Origin of the sequence: Zobellia uliginosa, assembly GCF_900156625.1 — a bacterium.
Taxonomy (GTDB): domain Bacteria; phylum Bacteroidota; class Bacteroidia; order Flavobacteriales; family Flavobacteriaceae; genus Zobellia; species Zobellia uliginosa.
The window spans coordinates 406,413-422,551 of record NZ_FTOB01000003.1 but is presented as its reverse complement, the minus strand read 5'-3'; the positions used below and the strand labels follow the sequence as shown (position 1 = coordinate 422,551).

At 43.2% G+C, this 16,139-nt stretch carries 12 protein-coding genes; 11 read left to right on the top strand and 1 reads right to left on the bottom strand.

The genetic code is table 11. The annotated features are described in order from the left end of the window. The first annotated feature begins 71 nt into the window (after positions 1–71). From nhaC to ribB, 11 genes are all read left to right on the top strand, one after another. Positions 72–1,550, top strand: a complete 1,479-nt coding sequence (gene nhaC / locus BW980_RS10270) for a Na+/H+ antiporter NhaC (protein WP_076455130.1) — start codon at positions 72–74, stop codon at positions 1,548–1,550. Between the two features lie 250 nt (positions 1,551–1,800). After that, positions 1,801–2,445 (top strand): peroxiredoxin, encoded by a 645-nt coding sequence (locus BW980_RS10265; RefSeq protein WP_076455571.1) that lies wholly within the window; start codon positions 1,801–1,803, stop codon positions 2,443–2,445. A gap of 105 nt (positions 2,446–2,550) precedes the next feature. Beyond that, on the top strand, positions 2,551–2,865 hold the full coding sequence (locus BW980_RS10260) for a thioredoxin family protein (RefSeq protein WP_076455129.1): 315 nt from the start codon (positions 2,551–2,553) through the stop codon (positions 2,863–2,865). Next, positions 2,846–3,103: a DUF6952 family protein gene (locus BW980_RS10255; RefSeq protein ID WP_076455128.1), complete on the top strand. Its 258-nt coding sequence runs from the start codon at positions 2,846–2,848 to the stop codon at positions 3,101–3,103. The genes BW980_RS10260 and BW980_RS10255 overlap by 20 nt, the downstream gene beginning before the upstream one ends. Before the next feature lie 188 nt (positions 3,104–3,291). Further along, positions 3,292–3,798 (top strand): thiol peroxidase, encoded by a 507-nt coding sequence (gene tpx / locus BW980_RS10250; protein ID WP_076455127.1) that lies wholly within the window; start codon positions 3,292–3,294, stop codon positions 3,796–3,798. Continuing rightward, entirely contained in the window at positions 3,791–4,159 is a 369-nt protein-coding gene (locus BW980_RS10245; protein WP_076455126.1) for a diacylglycerol kinase family protein, read from the top strand. The genes tpx and BW980_RS10245 overlap by 8 nt, the downstream gene beginning before the upstream one ends. Before the next feature lie 54 nt (positions 4,160–4,213). Next, entirely contained in the window at positions 4,214–6,163 is a 1,950-nt protein-coding gene (locus BW980_RS10240; RefSeq protein ID WP_076455125.1) for an LTA synthase family protein, read from the top strand. 109 nt (positions 6,164–6,272) lie between these two features. Further along, complete coding sequence (locus BW980_RS10235; RefSeq protein ID WP_076455124.1) at positions 6,273–8,666, top strand: FtsK/SpoIIIE family DNA translocase; 2,394 nt, start codon at positions 6,273–6,275, stop codon at positions 8,664–8,666. A 26-nt stretch (positions 8,667–8,692) separates the two neighbouring features. Beyond that, a complete protein-coding gene (locus BW980_RS10230) occupies positions 8,693–9,337 on the top strand; it encodes an outer membrane lipoprotein periplasmic chaperone LolA1 (protein WP_076455123.1) in 645 nt (214 codons plus the stop codon). Positions 9,338–9,416: 79 nt separating this feature from the next. Next, positions 9,417–10,907, top strand: coding sequence for an LptF/LptG family permease (locus BW980_RS10225; protein WP_245800033.1), 1,491 nt, complete (start codon positions 9,417–9,419; stop codon positions 10,905–10,907). Between the two features lie 8 nt (positions 10,908–10,915). Beyond that, positions 10,916–12,046 (top strand): 3,4-dihydroxy-2-butanone-4-phosphate synthase, encoded by a 1,131-nt coding sequence (gene ribB / locus BW980_RS10220; protein WP_076455122.1) that lies wholly within the window; start codon positions 10,916–10,918, stop codon positions 12,044–12,046. Between the two features lie 18 nt (positions 12,047–12,064). On the opposite strand, the gene BW980_RS10215 is transcribed toward ribB, so the two are convergent. Next, positions 12,065–16,099 carry a two-component regulator propeller domain-containing protein gene (locus BW980_RS10215; protein ID WP_076455121.1) on the bottom strand — a complete coding sequence of 1,345 codons (4,035 nt, stop codon included), beginning with the start codon at positions 16,097–16,099 and terminating at the stop codon, positions 12,065–12,067. Positions 16,100–16,139: the final 40 nt, after the last annotated feature.

Here is a 16,139-nt window from a genome sequence, read left to right as displayed (position 1 = left end):
TGACGATTAATACAAAAGTTGCACAAACGACTCCAAAATCGTAATATTACCTCATAGCTAAACCGTAATTGATGACAGAACAAAATTCTGGAGAGCACAGGGAAAACGAAAACATCGTAAAAAATAAGGAACTAAACATCTGGGAAGCCTTAACCCCTGTACTTGCCCTTGTTGCAATGCTAGCCTACAACGTTTACGTTTACGGAGACGATGCCCTAAGTGGCTCCAATCAGTTTATACTTTTGCTTGGTGGCGCCGTAGCCGCCGTCGTGGGGGTGTTCAACAAGGTCTCTTACAAACAAATGATGGCAGAGGTCGCCGAAAACCTCAAGTCTACCAGCGGAGCCCTCCTCATTCTACTTATGGTAGGGGCCTTGGCCGGCTCATGGTTGATAAGCGGTATCATTCCCGCTATGATCTATTACGGACTCCAGATTTTGAACCCCACTATATTTTTAGCGGCCTGCGTGGTAATATGTGCCATAATATCGGTCGCCACCGGAAGCAGCTGGACCACTTCGGCCACCGTAGGTATAGCCCTGATCGGCATTGGGGACGCCCTCGGCATTTCCCTGGGCATGACCGCAGGCGCTGTACTATCAGGCGCCTATTTCGGAGACAAACTCTCGCCTTTGAGCGACACTACCAACCTGGCCCCGGCCATGGCAGGAGGGGAACTTTTTGAACACATCAAATACATGTTATATACTACGGTGCCCACCATAAGCGTAACCTTGATCTTCTTTATTATTTTAGGCTTTACCGCCGAAACCACAGGGTCTGCCGACATCGATTCTATCTTGACTTCCATTGATTCATCGTTCAATATTAGTCCTTGGCTCTTTTTGGTCCCGATTATAGTAGTTGTGTTGATCATAAAAAAAACACCGCCACTTGCCGCCCTTTTGATCGGCTCACTTTTGGGCGCACTTTTCGCCTTGATTTTTCAACCCGAAGTTGTAGCCGGCATTACCGGAGCCAAAGAATTAACCATCAAGTCGGGCTACAAAGGCATTATGAATGCCATTACCGTGGAAACTTCGGTTCCGACCGATAACGAAACCCTCAAGGACTTATTTTCCGCAAAAGGAATGGCAGGTATGCTCGGCACGATATGGCTGATCGTATGCGCTATGGTTTTTGGAGGGATAATGGACGGCATAGGCGCCCTCGACCGTATTACAAAATCACTTTTGGACATGGCCAAAACGACCTTCGGATTGTTCGCCAGTACGGTAGGAAGCTGTCTAGCCCTGAATATTACCGCATCCGATCAATACCTTGCCATCGTAGTTCCCGGAAAAATGTTCAGCAAGGCCTATGCCGACAAAAATTTGGCCCCCGAAAACCTAAGTCGAACCCTTGAAGATTCAGGTACGGTAACTTCCGTATTGGTTCCTTGGAACACTTGTGGAGCATATCATAGCGGGGTCTTGGGAGTAGGTACGGCAGAATACGCCCTATTCGCCATGTTCAATTGGTTAAGCCCCATTGTAACCTTGATTTTCGCCGCTTTCCATATCAAAATCAAACAGTTGGTTACAAAATAGTCCGCTTTCCAAAAAAACTTTGACCTCCCATTATATTTAAAATTAACAAAACGAAAAAATATACGCACACTTATTGCCAATTCATTAATTCAAAGGCTTTAAAATTATCACAATCTCACCAAAAGCCCAGGTACCTTCCCTGCATACATAATAGCTATCACAGTATTGATTTTTTAGATGCCCTTCCGCTTTTTTCACTGCGATATTCCTGTAATTTTGTAGTAAATTGAAACTAAAAAAATATTTGACTATGGCTTTTGCAGGTAAAAAATTTCCAAACTTGAGTGTTAACGCAATGAACGAACTAGGCGACACATTCAAATTGAACGTTCTAGAGGAAGCTCAAAAAAACAACAAAAAAGTTGTTCTTTTCTGGTATCCTAAAGACTTTACATTTGTTTGCCCTACCGAATTGCACGCTTTTCAAGCGGCTTTAGATGAGTTCGAAAAAAGAAACACCCTGGTAATCGGTGCTTCTTGCGATACTGCAGAAGTGCACTTTGCTTGGTTGAGCACAAGTAAGGACAATGGTGGTATCGAAGGGGTTACATACCCGTTATTGGCAGACAGCAACCGTAACCTTGCCTCTACCTTGGGCATTCTTGACATTACCAACGAGCAATACGATGAAGAAACAGGTGTTATTACCGTTGAAGGCGATAACGTAACCTACCGTGCCACTTACCTTATCGACGAGGAAGGTACCGTGTTCCACGAAGGGATCAACCACATGCCGTTGGGCCGAAACGTAAACGAATATTTACGTCTTATCGATGCCTATACCCACGTACAGGAAAAAGGTGAAGTTTGCCCAGCCAACTGGGAAGAAGGTAAAGACGCAATGACCGCCGACAGAAAAGGTGTTGCCGAATACCTTTCTACACACTCTAATTAAGCTAGGCCTTACAAACCTAAAGAAAACCGCTTGTATCGACGGTATACAGGTACAAGCGGTTTTATTACAAGTCTAAATCATTTACGAATTTTAAAACCTAGGATTATGGTGCTAGAATTAGAACAAGACAATCTGCAAGAAATCATTGCGGAAAAAAAGAACGTAGTAGTACAATATTCTGCCGGCTGGTGCGGTAATTGCCGTATCATGAAGCCCAAATTCAAAAAAGAGGCGGCGTCACACGAAGATTTGACGTTTGTAATCGCTGACGCTGAAAAATTTCCCGAAAGCCGAAAACTGGCCAACGTAGACAACCTGCCTACATTCGCTACTTTTACCGATGGGGAATTAAAAAACCAAGTACAAACGAACAAATACGATGTTCTAAAAGAATTGATCAGTGAAGTTGCCAGTAATTAAGCATTTGACAAACTTTATCGAAGAGAACGACGAAGATTTTGTTATCGAGACCATAGAAACACTAGAGGCCTTGACCGAGGTACCTTCGCTCAAAGACGAAGAACTAGATGTAATCGGCGAATTGATATCGAACATGTACGGAGCCATCGAAGTGCACAAAAGCATAAAAGAAGGCAAACCAAAAAAAGAGGCGCTCAATGAATTTATGCAGCGTGTTATGGGGGCTATCAACAAATAGACCCTGCAAAAAGCAGCTTTACCTTTTACCGAAAAAGTGAAATAACCTTTGATTTTCAAGAGAATCAAAATAGTTGTTTCACTTTTTTGCTTCGCCCTTCTTCTTCTTTGTAAGGAGATTTCTTTCGTACACCTCTATATTTAGGTATTATTTTTTTAATTTCACGCCCAATATAAACAGAACATATCATGGCTACAGTAACCTTAAAAGGAAACGAAATACACACATTGGGAAACCTTCCCGCCACCGGAAGCAAAGCCCCTGTTTTTACCTTGACAAAAAATGACCTTTCTTCCGCGTCACTTTCGGACTTTACGGGCAAGAAGGTGGTTTTAAACATATTCCCAAGTGTCGACACAGGCACTTGCGCGCAATCTGTACGACAGTTCAACCAAGAAGCGGCAGAACTTGAGAATACCGTAGTTTTATGTATCTCAAAAGATTTACCATTTGCCCAAGCCCGTTTTTGTGGTGCCGAAGGCATTGACAACGTTATTATGCTCTCCGATTTTCGCGATGGCAGCTTTGGCCAGGCGTATGGACTTACGTTTTCAGACGGCCCATTGGCGGCACTGCTCTCAAGATCTGTAGTGGTGATCGACGAGTCGGGCGAGGTTATCTATACCGAACAGGTCGGTGAAACCGTAGACGAACCGAATTACAAAGCGGCTCTTGAAGCTTTAGCAGATGCCTAAGGAAGAGTCGTTTGTTGTAAACCGAATAAAAAGTGTGGGTTTCGCTTTACGCGGGGCCCTTCTTTTGATTCGTACCGAAGCAAGTATAAAAATCCAGGTATGCTTGGCCATTGCCGTAACCATTGCCGGATTTTACTTTAATATATCCCCTACGGAATGGATGTTTCAAATCTTTGCGGTTTCGTTGGTCGTAGGAATTGAAGGAGCCAATACCGCGATAGAAAAAATATGCGACTTCATCCACCCCGATTTTGATAAAAGAATAGGTTTTATAAAAGATATCTCTGCAGGAGCAGTAATGCTGGTCTCCATTGGGGCCATTATCATAGGCTGCATTATTTACATACCGAAAATATTCTAGTCGCCCCCCTGTCAAATGATATAGGGTGTTATTCGCTAGACAAAGACATTTTAATTGTTAGATTTTAAGAACATATATCGACTGAACGAATATGCCGTAACCTTATATCGCATATTTCTGGCCTACATATTTTATTTTGTAGCACGACTTTTATTTTACCTGTACAATCAAGACCTATTTAAACTAGGGGGCATTGGCGATTTTTTAGCCTTGTGTTTTTGGGGAATTGCGTTCGATACCACCGCGATATTGTACGTAAACCTCCTGTTCATTGCCCTTAGCCTTCTCCCCTTATGGGTGAACACTTCCAAAACGTATCAAAAAACGCTGCTATGGATCTATATGACTACCAACCTGATAGCCTTTGCTACCAATTTCGTTGACTTCATATATTATAACTATACCTTTACCCGAAGTACATTCGCCTCTTTTGAATCGCTTGAGAACGAAAAGAACAAAGAAGAGCTACTTATGTCCTTCCTATCCGATTACTGGCACGTCTTCCTCATTTTCTTTATATGTGCCTTTGCCTGGACCAAACTGTACAAAGGTGTTAAGGTTCGAGAAGCGGTCCCTTCCAAAAAACTGCCCTACTTTTTAAGCTCAACAGTCGCCCTTTTGGTTACCGCCGCCCTTGTTGTAGGAGGCATACGTGGCGACTTTAAACACAGCACTAGACCTATCAATATGGTAGATGCCAGTAGACATGTGAAGGCACCCGAACATGCCAATATTGTTCTCAATACACCGTTCGCCTTTATCAGAACGATCAAATCTTCCGACTTTAAGAAGATGGAGGGCGTACCCCAAGCCGTTATCGATTCTACCTTTCACCCTATAAAACAGTATAAGGATAGCGTTCCCAACAAACCCAATATCGTTCTTTTTATATTGGAAAGTTTTGGCCGTGAATATTTAGGATCGTTCAATAAGGATATGAACATAGAAAACTATGTAGGCTATACCCCTTTTATCGATTCGCTTGCACAGCATAGTCTGATTTTTCCCAATGCCTTTGCAAACGGAAGAAAATCGATTCACGCCATGTCGTCAATCCTTGCGGGCATCCCTTCGTTTAAAATAGCCTATACCTCTTCCCCATATGCCAATAGGGAAATAAAATCGATTATCTCGGCCGTTAACGAAATGGGCTACGATACCTCTTTCTTTCATGGTGCCCCTAATGGCTCCATGGGCTTCCTAGGCTTTGGCAATGTGCTTGGCTACGACCATTATTACGGAAAGACCGAATACAACAACGATGAGGATTTCGATGGTATCTGGGGAATTTGGGACGAGCCCTTCCTTCAATATACCGCAGATGTACTCTCAGAAAAACAAGAGCCTTTTTTCTCTACCATTTTTACGGTCTCTTCACACGCCCCTTATCAGATTCCCGAAAAATATAACGGAAAGTTTCCAGAAGGGACTTTAGACATACACAAATGTGTGGGATATACCGATTACGCACTAAAACAGTTCTTCAAGAAAATAGAAAACGAAGCTTGGTACAAGAATACCATTTTTGTGATAACCGCCGATCACGGCAACCAGATCTATTATGAAGAGTATCAAAAAATAGTAAATCGTTATGGCGTACCCATTCTAATCTTTGACCCGAACGGAAAATACAAGGGCGTAAACCGCGATCTGGCACAACAAATAGACATATACCCTACCCTAGTATCACTTACCGGCTATCAAAAACCGTTTAGAAGTTGGGGCCGAAGCTTGATTTCCGATACGATCCAGAAACCCTATGCCCTATCGAACACCAGTACCAATTTCCTTTTTATGAGAGACAGCCTTATTGTAGTCCGTAACGACGAAAACACTTTGGGGCTTTACGATATAAAGGATAAAGGCCTTATAAACAACATTGCCAAGAAAAACCCGTTTAAGACCAAAAAGATGGAAGAGATGACCAAAGGGTTTATTCAAGATTACATGAACCGCATCCTCGATGGTCGTTTAGACGCCGAGAACAGTACAGAAAAGGAATAACCCATAGGTTTTAAACAAGCGGGCATTTTATAAAATCGAAAAGACTTTTCGCAATCCTTACGTCGAAAACTTCGTAATACGTATTTTTGCACCCAGTGGAGAAAAAGTAATGGCCAAAAAGAAAACAACGACAACAAAAAAGAAGACAAGTTCTAAAAAGGTAAGCCTCGGGCTATCGAAACAGAACAAGATTATATTAGGAAGCCTTCTGATACTGTTCAGCATGGCCCTGTTCTTCTCGTTCGTATCTTATTATTTTACTTGGCAAGACGACCAAAGTTTGCTTTCTGAATTTGCCAACCGAAACGAACAGGCCAAGAACCTGCTGAACAAATTCGGGGCCAGCGTAAGCCACTTTTTTGTTTACAAAGGTTTTGGCGTCGCTTCATTGATACTTACCGTAATGCTATGCATAACGGGTCTCTACCTTTTTTTAAGCCTTGACAGAAAAGGCCTTTTGAAAAAGTGGATATGGGGACTCATTTTTATGATATGGATTTCCATTGCCCTTGGCTTTTTTGCCGAGACCAAACCTCTTTTAGGGGGATTGATAGGGTATGAAATGAACGATTTCCTACAAGACTACACGGGTAAGATAGGCGTGGTACTCATCCTTACCTTCGGGCTGATCTTTATTTTGGTCCGTTTCTTTAAACTTACGCCAGAAGGGGTCGCCAGTGCCTTTAGGAAAAAGACCTCCAGTTTAAAATCGGAATTAAAATCAACTAGGGAGGCCGATCCGACCACTGCTCCCGCCCCTGCAAAGGAACCGATAACAAAAGTGGAAAAAGAAGAGCCCATAGTGCTCGACACCTATACCCATAAGAAAGATATTCCTCCCCTAAAAACCGAAGTGGAGCCCATTGACGATTTTGAAGTGACCGTTCCCGTAGAAGAAGAAACCGAGGAAGACCTCGCCATGGAAGTCGAGAAAATTGTGGAGGAAAAAGAAGAAACCTCGAATATTGCCGATAAATTGGTCGAAGATTTCGGTGAGTTCGACCCCACCCTAGAATTGGGCAATTACAAGTTCCCTACCATAGAACTCTTAGACCAACATGGGGTTACGGGCGGAATTACCATCAACCAAGAAGAACTGGAAGAAAACAAGAACAAGATTGTAGATACCCTTAAAAACTACAAAATAGGAATCTCCCAGATCAAGGCTACCATTGGTCCTACCGTTACACTTTACGAAATTGTTCCCGAGGCCGGGGTTCGAATTTCAAAAATTAAAAACCTAGAAGACGACATAGCCCTTTCATTGGCTGCCCTAGGGATACGTATTATCGCGCCTATTCCCGGAAAAGGAACCATCGGAATTGAAGTCCCGAACAAAAATGCGACCATCGTTTCCATGCGGTCCGTCATCGCTTCCAGCAAATTCCAAAAGGCTGAAATGGAACTGCCTATAGCCTTCGGTAAGACCATTAGCAACGAAACCTTTGTGGTCGACTTGGCAAAAATGCCCCACTTGCTGATGGCCGGTGCTACGGGACAAGGTAAATCGGTAGGTTTAAACGCCGTACTGACGTCCCTCCTGTACAAAAAGCATCCAGCCGAGGTAAAGTTTATATTGGTGGATCCGAAAAAAGTAGAACTTTCCATCTACAACAAAATAGAGCGCCACTTTTTGGCCAAGTTACCCGATTCGGAAGAGGCGATCATCACCGACAACGCCAAGGTAATCAATACCTTGAATTCCCTTTGTATCGAAATGGACAACAGGTATGAACTGTTGAAAGTTGCCATGGTACGTAACCTCAAGGAATACAACGCCAAGTTCAAGGCCCGTAAGTTGAACCCCAACGACGGACATAAGTACTTGCCTTATATCGTTTTGGTCATTGACGAATTCGCCGATTTGATCATGACCGCCGGGAAGGAAGTAGAAACGCCTATTGCCCGCTTGGCACAGTTGGCCCGAGCCATCGGTATACACCTTATTATTGCCACCCAAAGACCTTCGGTCAACGTAATAACGGGTATTATCAAAGCAAACTTCCCTGCCCGTATAGCCTTTAGGGTAACCTCTAAAATCGACTCAAGAACGATATTGGATGCCCAAGGTGCTGATCAGTTGATCGGTCGTGGTGACATGTTGTACACCCAAGGTAACGATGTTACCCGTATTCAATGTGCTTTTGTAGATACACCCGAAGTGGCCAAGATTACCGAATACATAGGGGCTCAGAGAGCTTACCCGAACGCCCATGAATTACCCGAGTACTCTGGGGAAGATTCTGGCACAAGTATTGATTATGATATTGCCGACCGCGACGCGATGTTCCGCGAAGCTGCCGAGGTCATCGTAACGGCACAGCAGGGTTCGGCCTCATTGATCCAACGAAAACTAAAATTGGGTTATAACCGCGCCGGCCGTATCGTAGACCAGTTAGAGGCAGCCGGCATTGTAGGTCCGTTTGAAGGAAGTAAGGCACGACAGGTTTTGGTGCCCGACCTTACCGCATTAGATCAATTATTAAGCAACGAACGCTCGTAACACGAGTGATTAACTTAAAACGTAAAATGAAAAAGATTTTTTTGCTATTTGCCTTGGTATTACTATCAAATTTAACCTTTGCCCAAAATTCGGAAAAAGCAAAGGCACTATTGGACGATGTGTACAACAAAGTAAAAAGTTACGACAATATATACGTAGATTTCAAATACGTACTGAACAATTCAGAAGCCGGCATCAACCAAGAAACACGTGGGGAGGTAACCCTACAGGGCGACAAATATCTTGCCAATATCTTTGGCACCACCCAATTGTTCGACGGTTCTAAGGTGTACACCATTATACCGGAGAACGAAGAGGTGACCATTGACGATAAATCCGAAGATGAAAATGCACTGACACCGGCAAAAATGCTGACCTTTTACAGGGAAGGCCACAATTACGGAATGGACATTTTACAAAATGTCAATGGCAGGAAAATACAGTATGTAAAACTTACCCCTATCGACACCAATTCAGAAATAAAGACTATTTTATTGGGTATCGATGCCGAAACAAAACATATTTACAAACTGATAGAAACCGGTAAAAATGGAACGACCTCGACCTTTACCGTTAATTCTTTCAAAACGGACCAGCCTTTGTCAAAAACCTTGTTTACTTTTGATGAGGCGAAGTACAAAAATGACGGGTACTACATAGTAAGAAATTAATATTGCCACATTGAGAATTCTAGACCGATATATTTTATCGCGGTTCCTTTATAATTTTTTGAGTTCGTTCGTAATATTGATGTTCATCTTCATATTTCAAACGATATGGTTGTTCATTGACGATTTTGCGGGAAAAGGTCTAGATATTGCCATCATAGGCAAGTTTTTCTTTTACATGATGCCCAGCCTAACGGAAAAGGTTTTGCCCTTGACCGTTCTTTTGGCCTCTATACTTACTTTTGGAACCTTGGCGGAGAACTACGAGTTCGCCGCGATGAAGGCCTCGGGTATTTCACTTCAACGTTCCATGCTCAGCCTCATTATCTTTATGGCCATATTAGGTGGGGTCACCTTCTATTTTGCCAATAGCGTTATACCGGCTTCCGAACAGAAAATTTACAATATGCGGCGTAATATTGCCAAGGTAAAGCCCGCTGCCGCTATTGAAAAAGGGGTGTTTAGCGATTTTGAGGGAATGAGCATCAAGGTCGATGAAAAATACGGTGAAAAAGACCGTTTTCTGAAGAACGTAATTATCCACGAAAAGTCGGCCTCCAATGTAAACGTAACGGTCATCAAGGCCAAAACGGGCGAGCTTATCAGTAGCCAAGATTCCGAACTGATCCAATTGGTACTGCGTGACGGTCACGATTACAGGGACATGGATAAAACCAAAAGCACCGAAAAAAGAAAATATCCCTTTACCAAAACCAATTTCGAAGTCTATCGAATGAATATCGAAATTCCTGAAATGGAACAAGACCTTGAAGAGGAAAGCGTATCGAATCGAGAAAAGATGAAAAACGTTTCACGATTGCTAAAGGATATGGACTCATTGGAAACCGATAACCGAAGAATCGTTCAGGCCTTTTCGAAAAACATTGTCTACCGAATGGGGGCCTTTATTCCCCTTAGCCCGATAGATACCATAGCTGTCAAAAAGGAAAAACTCTTGAAGCCAAAGCAAGCGGCTAGCGATACTACCCAAAAGAAAGCGACCCCGAACATAAGGCCAGAGGTAAAAGAAGACGATTTAGAAACCACTACGGAAATGGCCGAAAAAGAGCAGCCTCCCGTAAATATTATCGATTTCTTTAAAGATTGGCAAAAGATCCAAGTGATGAATTCGGCAAAGAATTCAGTGTCGAATATCATGACTTCTATCGAAGGTAAAAAACAGGAACTCGACAAGCGCTATGAAATACATAGGCGACATGTTTTTTCCTTACACGATAAGTACGCCTTGGCCCTTTCCTGTATTATCTTATTTTTCGTAGGTGCGCCATTGGGTGCTATTATACGAAAAGGGGGTATCGGCCTACCCATGGTAGTAGCCATTTTACTGTTCTTAGTATATTACTTTTTAGGTGTATTTGCCGAAAACTATAGTTATAAAGGAAATATTCATCCCATTATAGGAGCTTGGTTACCATCAATGATCATGCTTCCATTGGGAGTTTATCTAACACAGCGTGCAACGGCGGACAGGGGTATGATGAATCTCGGAAATGCCTTTGATCGCATCAAACGTCTTTTTTCAAAAAAAGACCAATCCGAAGAAGAAGAATAAGTACCGACATGGATAAGAAAAGTCAATTGAACACTATAGAGGAAGCCATTGAAGAAATTCGAAAAGGCAATGTCATTATCGTTGTAGATGATGAAAACAGGGAGAATGAAGGTGACTTTTTGGCCGCTGCGGAATTGGCAACGCCCGAAACGGTGAATTTTATGGCAACCCACGGCAGGGGACTGATTTGTGCCCCGCTTACCGAAGGTAGGTGCAAGGAGTTAGGCCTACATATGATGGTCAACAACAATACCGACCCTATGGAAACCGCCTTTACGGTGTCAGTAGATTTGCGCGGTGGCGGAGTTACCACGGGTATTTCGGCAGCGGACAGGGCCAAAACGGTCCTTGCCCTGACCAAGGAAGACACCAAACCACACGATCTGGCACGCCCAGGACACATTTTTCCCCTTGTGGCCAAGGAAGGGGGCGTTCTAAGAAGAACGGGGCACACGGAAGCTGCCATTGACTTTGCAAGGCTGGCCGGACTCAAACCTGCGGGTTACATTGTAGAGATCATGAACGAAGACGGAAGCATGGCCCGCCTACCCCAACTCTTGGAGGTTGCCAAAAAGTTCGACCTGAAGATCGTTTCCATTGAGGATTTGGTGGCCTACCGAATGGAACATGATAGCCTCATCGCCAAAAAAGAAGATTTTGATATCGATACCCGTTTCGGAAAATTCCGATTACGCGCCTACCAACAGACTACGAACAACCACGTACATATTGCATTGACCAAAGGCTCTTGGAACAAAGATGAAAAGGTACTCACCCGAATCAACTCCACCTTGGTCAACAACGATATCTTGGGCACGCTGACAAATAATCCCGATGCCAAGCTCGAAGATATGTTCAATGCCATCAATAAGGAAGGAAAGGGCGCCATTGTATTTATAAACCAAGATTCGGAATCGCTCAACCTATTGTCCCGATTGGCCGAACTGAAAGAGCTACAGAAAAAAGGAATTCGAAAAGCGCCAAAAATAGATATGGATGCCCGCGACTTTGGTATCGGCGCACAAATTCTACACGATTTGGACATCGCCAAAATGAGAATCTTATCGAACTCGCCCCAAACTAAACGTGTGGGCATCGTAGGCTACGGTCTTGAGATCGTAGAATATGTCGGGTATTAGAAACCCCTCTCCTTCGTTTTATTTTATCAACTGACTGGGCGGATATCCAAACTGCTTTTTAAAGCAGCGGCTAAAATATAGGGGGTCGCTAAAGCCTATAAGATTGGTGACCTCCGATACGTTGTACTTTTTGGTCCGTAGCAATTGGGCCGATTTTTTCAGTCGAATGGTCCGTATAAACTCATTGGGGGCCAAATCGGTAAGTTCCTTGATCTTTCTATACAATTTGGACGAACTCATACCCAATGCCTGACAAAGCAAGGAAGTATTCAGGTCACTATTGCCCATATTCTCTTGTATCAGCTCCGTCAATTTTTCCATAAAAGATTGATCTATGGGCGAATGGGTCAAGGTATTCGCCTGACTTTCGATTTCTTCGGAAAACCTGTTTTTCAATTCTTTTCTAGAATTGATGATGTTTTCAATTCTCGTCTTTAAAAGTGAGGGGTCAAAAGGCTTGACCAAATACCCATCGGCTCCCGAGCTATACCCCTTGATCTTATCATCGTTATCCGACAGGGCCGTTAGAAGAATGACGGGAATATGGCTTATATCGGCATCGTTCTTCAAGGCTTTACAAAATTCGAGTCCGTTCTTGACCGGCATCATAATATCGGCAATACAAATGGCCGGCTTAACGTTTAAGCACACCTCTAAGCCCTTCTCCCCATTTTCCGCCTCAAAGACCTTGTAGTAATCTGACAGGTAATCGACCAAATAGTTCCGCAATTCGGCATTGTCCTCTATGATCAATATCCGCTCTTTTAAATGGGTACTTTGGATGATTTTTTTAGCGGTGATAAGCTGTGGCGACTCTTCCACGACTTGGCTTTTTTCGTAATCGAATACTTCATCGTCATCGTAGGCCTTTCGGTCTATAGGAAGATTTAAGGTAAACACACTGCCTTTGTTAAGCTCACTTTCAATCGTTATTTCACCCTTATGCAATTCTACCAAGGCCTTTACCAAAGAAAGGCCTATGCCCGATCCCGTATTAAGGCTGGTACTGTTCGGGGCTTGATAAAATCTAGAAAAAACCTTCTTTTGGCTTTCTTTAGGGATGCCGATACCGTCATCACTGACTTCAACCAGAAGGTGCGCCCCGCCTTTTTCTTCCTTTACTTCGATAAAAAGGTCTACATGCCCATAATTCTGGGTGAATTTTAAGGCATTGGACAAAAGGTTGTAAAGCATTTTATCAAACTTGTCCCTATCGATATACCCCTCGATGCTTTGGTGTTCACAGATAAGGTTGAAGTTTATTTTTTTGTCGTCCGCCAGTTCCTCAAAAGAGCGAAAGGTGTTTTTGGTATAAAGAAGAATATCGGTCTTGGTCACCTTCAAGCGCAATTCACCGGACTGCGCCCTTCTAAAATCCAACACTTGGTTCACTAGATTCAGTAATCGATTTGCGTTTTGATGAATCAGGTTATACCGGCTCTGCTGAAAATAATTACCCGAGTCCTTTCCTTCTTCTATCAGTTGTTTTGCGGGACCGAGAATCAAGGTCAGCGGAGTTCGTAGTTCATGCGATATATTCGTAAAGAAACGCAGCTTTTCATTGTTGAGTTTCTCATCGCGTTCACGTTTTACCCTCTCCATCAACCATTGTTGCTTGAGCACTATTCGTGCCCTTATCTGTTTACGGATAAGGTAGAAGGCCAAGGCCAGTACCAAAAGCATCAGAAAAAATGCTTTATACGTAAACCAAAATGGCGGAAGGATTTCAATCTGGTACGAAGAGACATCGCTCCATACCCCATGACTGTTCATGGCCTTTAACTTGAACACATAATCTCCTGAAAAAAGATTGGTATATTGAACGGTGCGTTGCCTGACATCTACGGTATTCCAATTTTCATCGAAGCCTTCGAGAATATAACTGTATCTGTTTTGCCTTCCGTTAACGTAAGAGGGGCTCGAAAAGGTAAGCGAGAAATTTTTGTTCGAATTTTCAAGCACCAACTTTCGGTCTGAGTTAATATCGGATTTTAGTATTTCTTGGCCATTGACTACCGAACCGACCTCTACCGCCTTGTTTTGCACCCGAATACTTGAGATTATGGGTTGGGGCGCGTATTCGTTCACCGAAAGTCCTTTTGGGGAAAAGGTGATTACGCCATCCTTCCCTCCTAGGTACATATGGGTCTCATCGGCATAATAGAAACCCCGTGTACTGAATATATCAAGTCGGTTCCCACTTTCGGTATGGTACAATTTCAATTCCTTTGAGGCAATATCAAGCTTCCCCAAATTATTATTGTTCATATTAAGCCACAAAAAACCATCTTTTTGGGCCACAAAATTGGTGATCCAACGGTCTTTTAGGCCATCGATATCGGTAATGGGAACAAAATCATCAAGGGAAGTATCGTAGTAACAAAGTCCTTTTCGGGTAGCCGCCCAAACTTTACCGGAAGCATCTATGGCTATATCGCTCACATTATTATGGGGTACCCCGATATGGTCTTCCGACCGGGCCTCAAACGCCTTGACCTTCATAGACGGCTTCTCATAACAATAGGCCCCCATTTGGGTCGCAAACCAAATTTTTTCATCGCTCTCTTTGATGGCGTTGATATCTAGGCCAGGCAGCAAATTACCGAAAGACGTATCGACCTGTTTGGTTTTTACATCCAAGACCACGGCTCCTTCCCCATGTGACCCAATAACCATATGCCGATCTCCCAAGGGCTCAAAAGCCAAAACCGGTGCTTGTTCAAAGCCCACATCGACCACCTTATTGGTTTTTCTTACGTAATCATAAATAAGAATTTTCCCGTCCCATAGACCACAGTAAAAGACTTTGCCATCTATAGAAAACATACTTGCAATATCTTTCGGGGTTTGATACAGCGGAATATAACGACTGCCTTCGGAAACAAAGAGACCATTATGACGTGTAGCTACGATTATTTTTCCGTCAAAAGTTTTTGAAAAATCACGTATGCGCGGAACTTGATTATCGATATAACGACTGATCGAAGTATTATAGGTAAACTGGTTTTCGTAAGGATCGTATTTATCAAGGCCTTCTTCCGTTCCGACCCAAAGCACTCCCGAAGCATCAAAATACAAGGCGGAGACCAAGTTATCGACTAGGGAATCATCATCTGACAACTCGGAAAAATACCATTGGTACTTTTGCTTGCGCAAATCTTCCAATTCGTCGACTTGAACAATCCCCCCTAAGGTTCCGAGCCAGTATTTCCCGTTAGGGGCTTTGGCTATTGAAATAAAGTAAGGCCCAAGTTTGTCACGCACCCCGATATCTTCTATAGGAAGGTCTTCAAAACGGTCTTCGCTGGCGTTCAGCTTAAACAGGCCATTTCTACTGCCTACAAAAAGATCGGCCTTATGATCTTCATAAATGAAATTTATATAAGGGTTGGATTCCTTTAAGTTCTCCGGTAACAGGGAATATTGCTTCACCTGAACGATCGAGCCTAGGTTGTCCAAAGAAATCCTGGCGATGCCTACGGCCCCATAACTCCCTATCCATATATGTCCTTTTGAGTCTTCAAACACCTCCTTGATATAGGTAAATCCGTCCAGGGGCACCTTGCTAAAGCTTTCATTATGGGAATCGTATAGAAAAAGCCCTTGGTCTTTGGTTCCGACCCACACCCTTTTGAACGAATCGATATGAACCGACCTGATTTCCCTATCCTGTAACGAGCCTACGTTTGCAGGGTCGGGCAAAAATACTTTGAACCTATAGGTATTCAAATCAAATCGAGCGAGCCCGTTTCGCGTTCCGATCCAAAGTTGGTTTGCCTCTTGATCAAATTCCAAGGCCGTAATATCGTCATTCGGAATGGTGTTTTCCGATGGCGATGCACTGGTATACGATTTAAACTCATATCCATCAAAGCGGTTCAGGCCGGAAAAGGTACCGAACCATAAAAACCCATTGTTGTCTTGAACAATATGCCTAACCGAATTATGGGAAAGACCACTAGCATCGTTATAATGTTCAAATTTTAACGATTGCCCATGCAGCCCCCATAGCGAGACTATAATCCAGAAGATACATGTTAATCGATAGCCCATTATTTATTTGAATTGTGACTACAATTTATGACATTAAAGA

Excerpts from the sequence above, each read along its gene's own strand:
- nhaC (WP_076455130.1), top strand. The coding sequence starts at position 72 with ATGACAGAACAAAATTCTGGAGAGCACAGGGAAAACGAAAACATCGTA.
- BW980_RS10265 (WP_076455571.1), top strand. The coding sequence starts at position 1,801 with ATGGCTTTTGCAGGTAAAAAATTTCCAAACTTGAGTGTTAACGCAATG.
- BW980_RS10260 (WP_076455129.1), top strand. The coding sequence starts at position 2,551 with ATGGTGCTAGAATTAGAACAAGACAATCTGCAAGAAATCATTGCGGAA.
- tpx (WP_076455127.1), top strand. The coding sequence starts at position 3,292 with ATGGCTACAGTAACCTTAAAAGGAAACGAAATACACACATTGGGAAAC.
- BW980_RS10245 (WP_076455126.1), top strand. The coding sequence starts at position 3,791 with ATGCCTAAGGAAGAGTCGTTTGTTGTAAACCGAATAAAAAGTGTGGGT.
- BW980_RS10235 (WP_076455124.1), top strand. The coding sequence starts at position 6,273 with ATGGCCAAAAAGAAAACAACGACAACAAAAAAGAAGACAAGTTCTAAA.
- BW980_RS10230 (WP_076455123.1), top strand. The coding sequence starts at position 8,693 with ATGAAAAAGATTTTTTTGCTATTTGCCTTGGTATTACTATCAAATTTA.
- BW980_RS10225 (WP_245800033.1), top strand. The coding sequence starts at position 9,417 with ATGTTCATCTTCATATTTCAAACGATATGGTTGTTCATTGACGATTTT.
- ribB (WP_076455122.1), top strand. The coding sequence starts at position 10,916 with ATGGATAAGAAAAGTCAATTGAACACTATAGAGGAAGCCATTGAAGAA.
- BW980_RS10215 (WP_076455121.1), bottom strand. The coding sequence starts at position 16,099 with ATGGGCTATCGATTAACATGTATCTTCTGGATTATAGTCTCGCTATGG.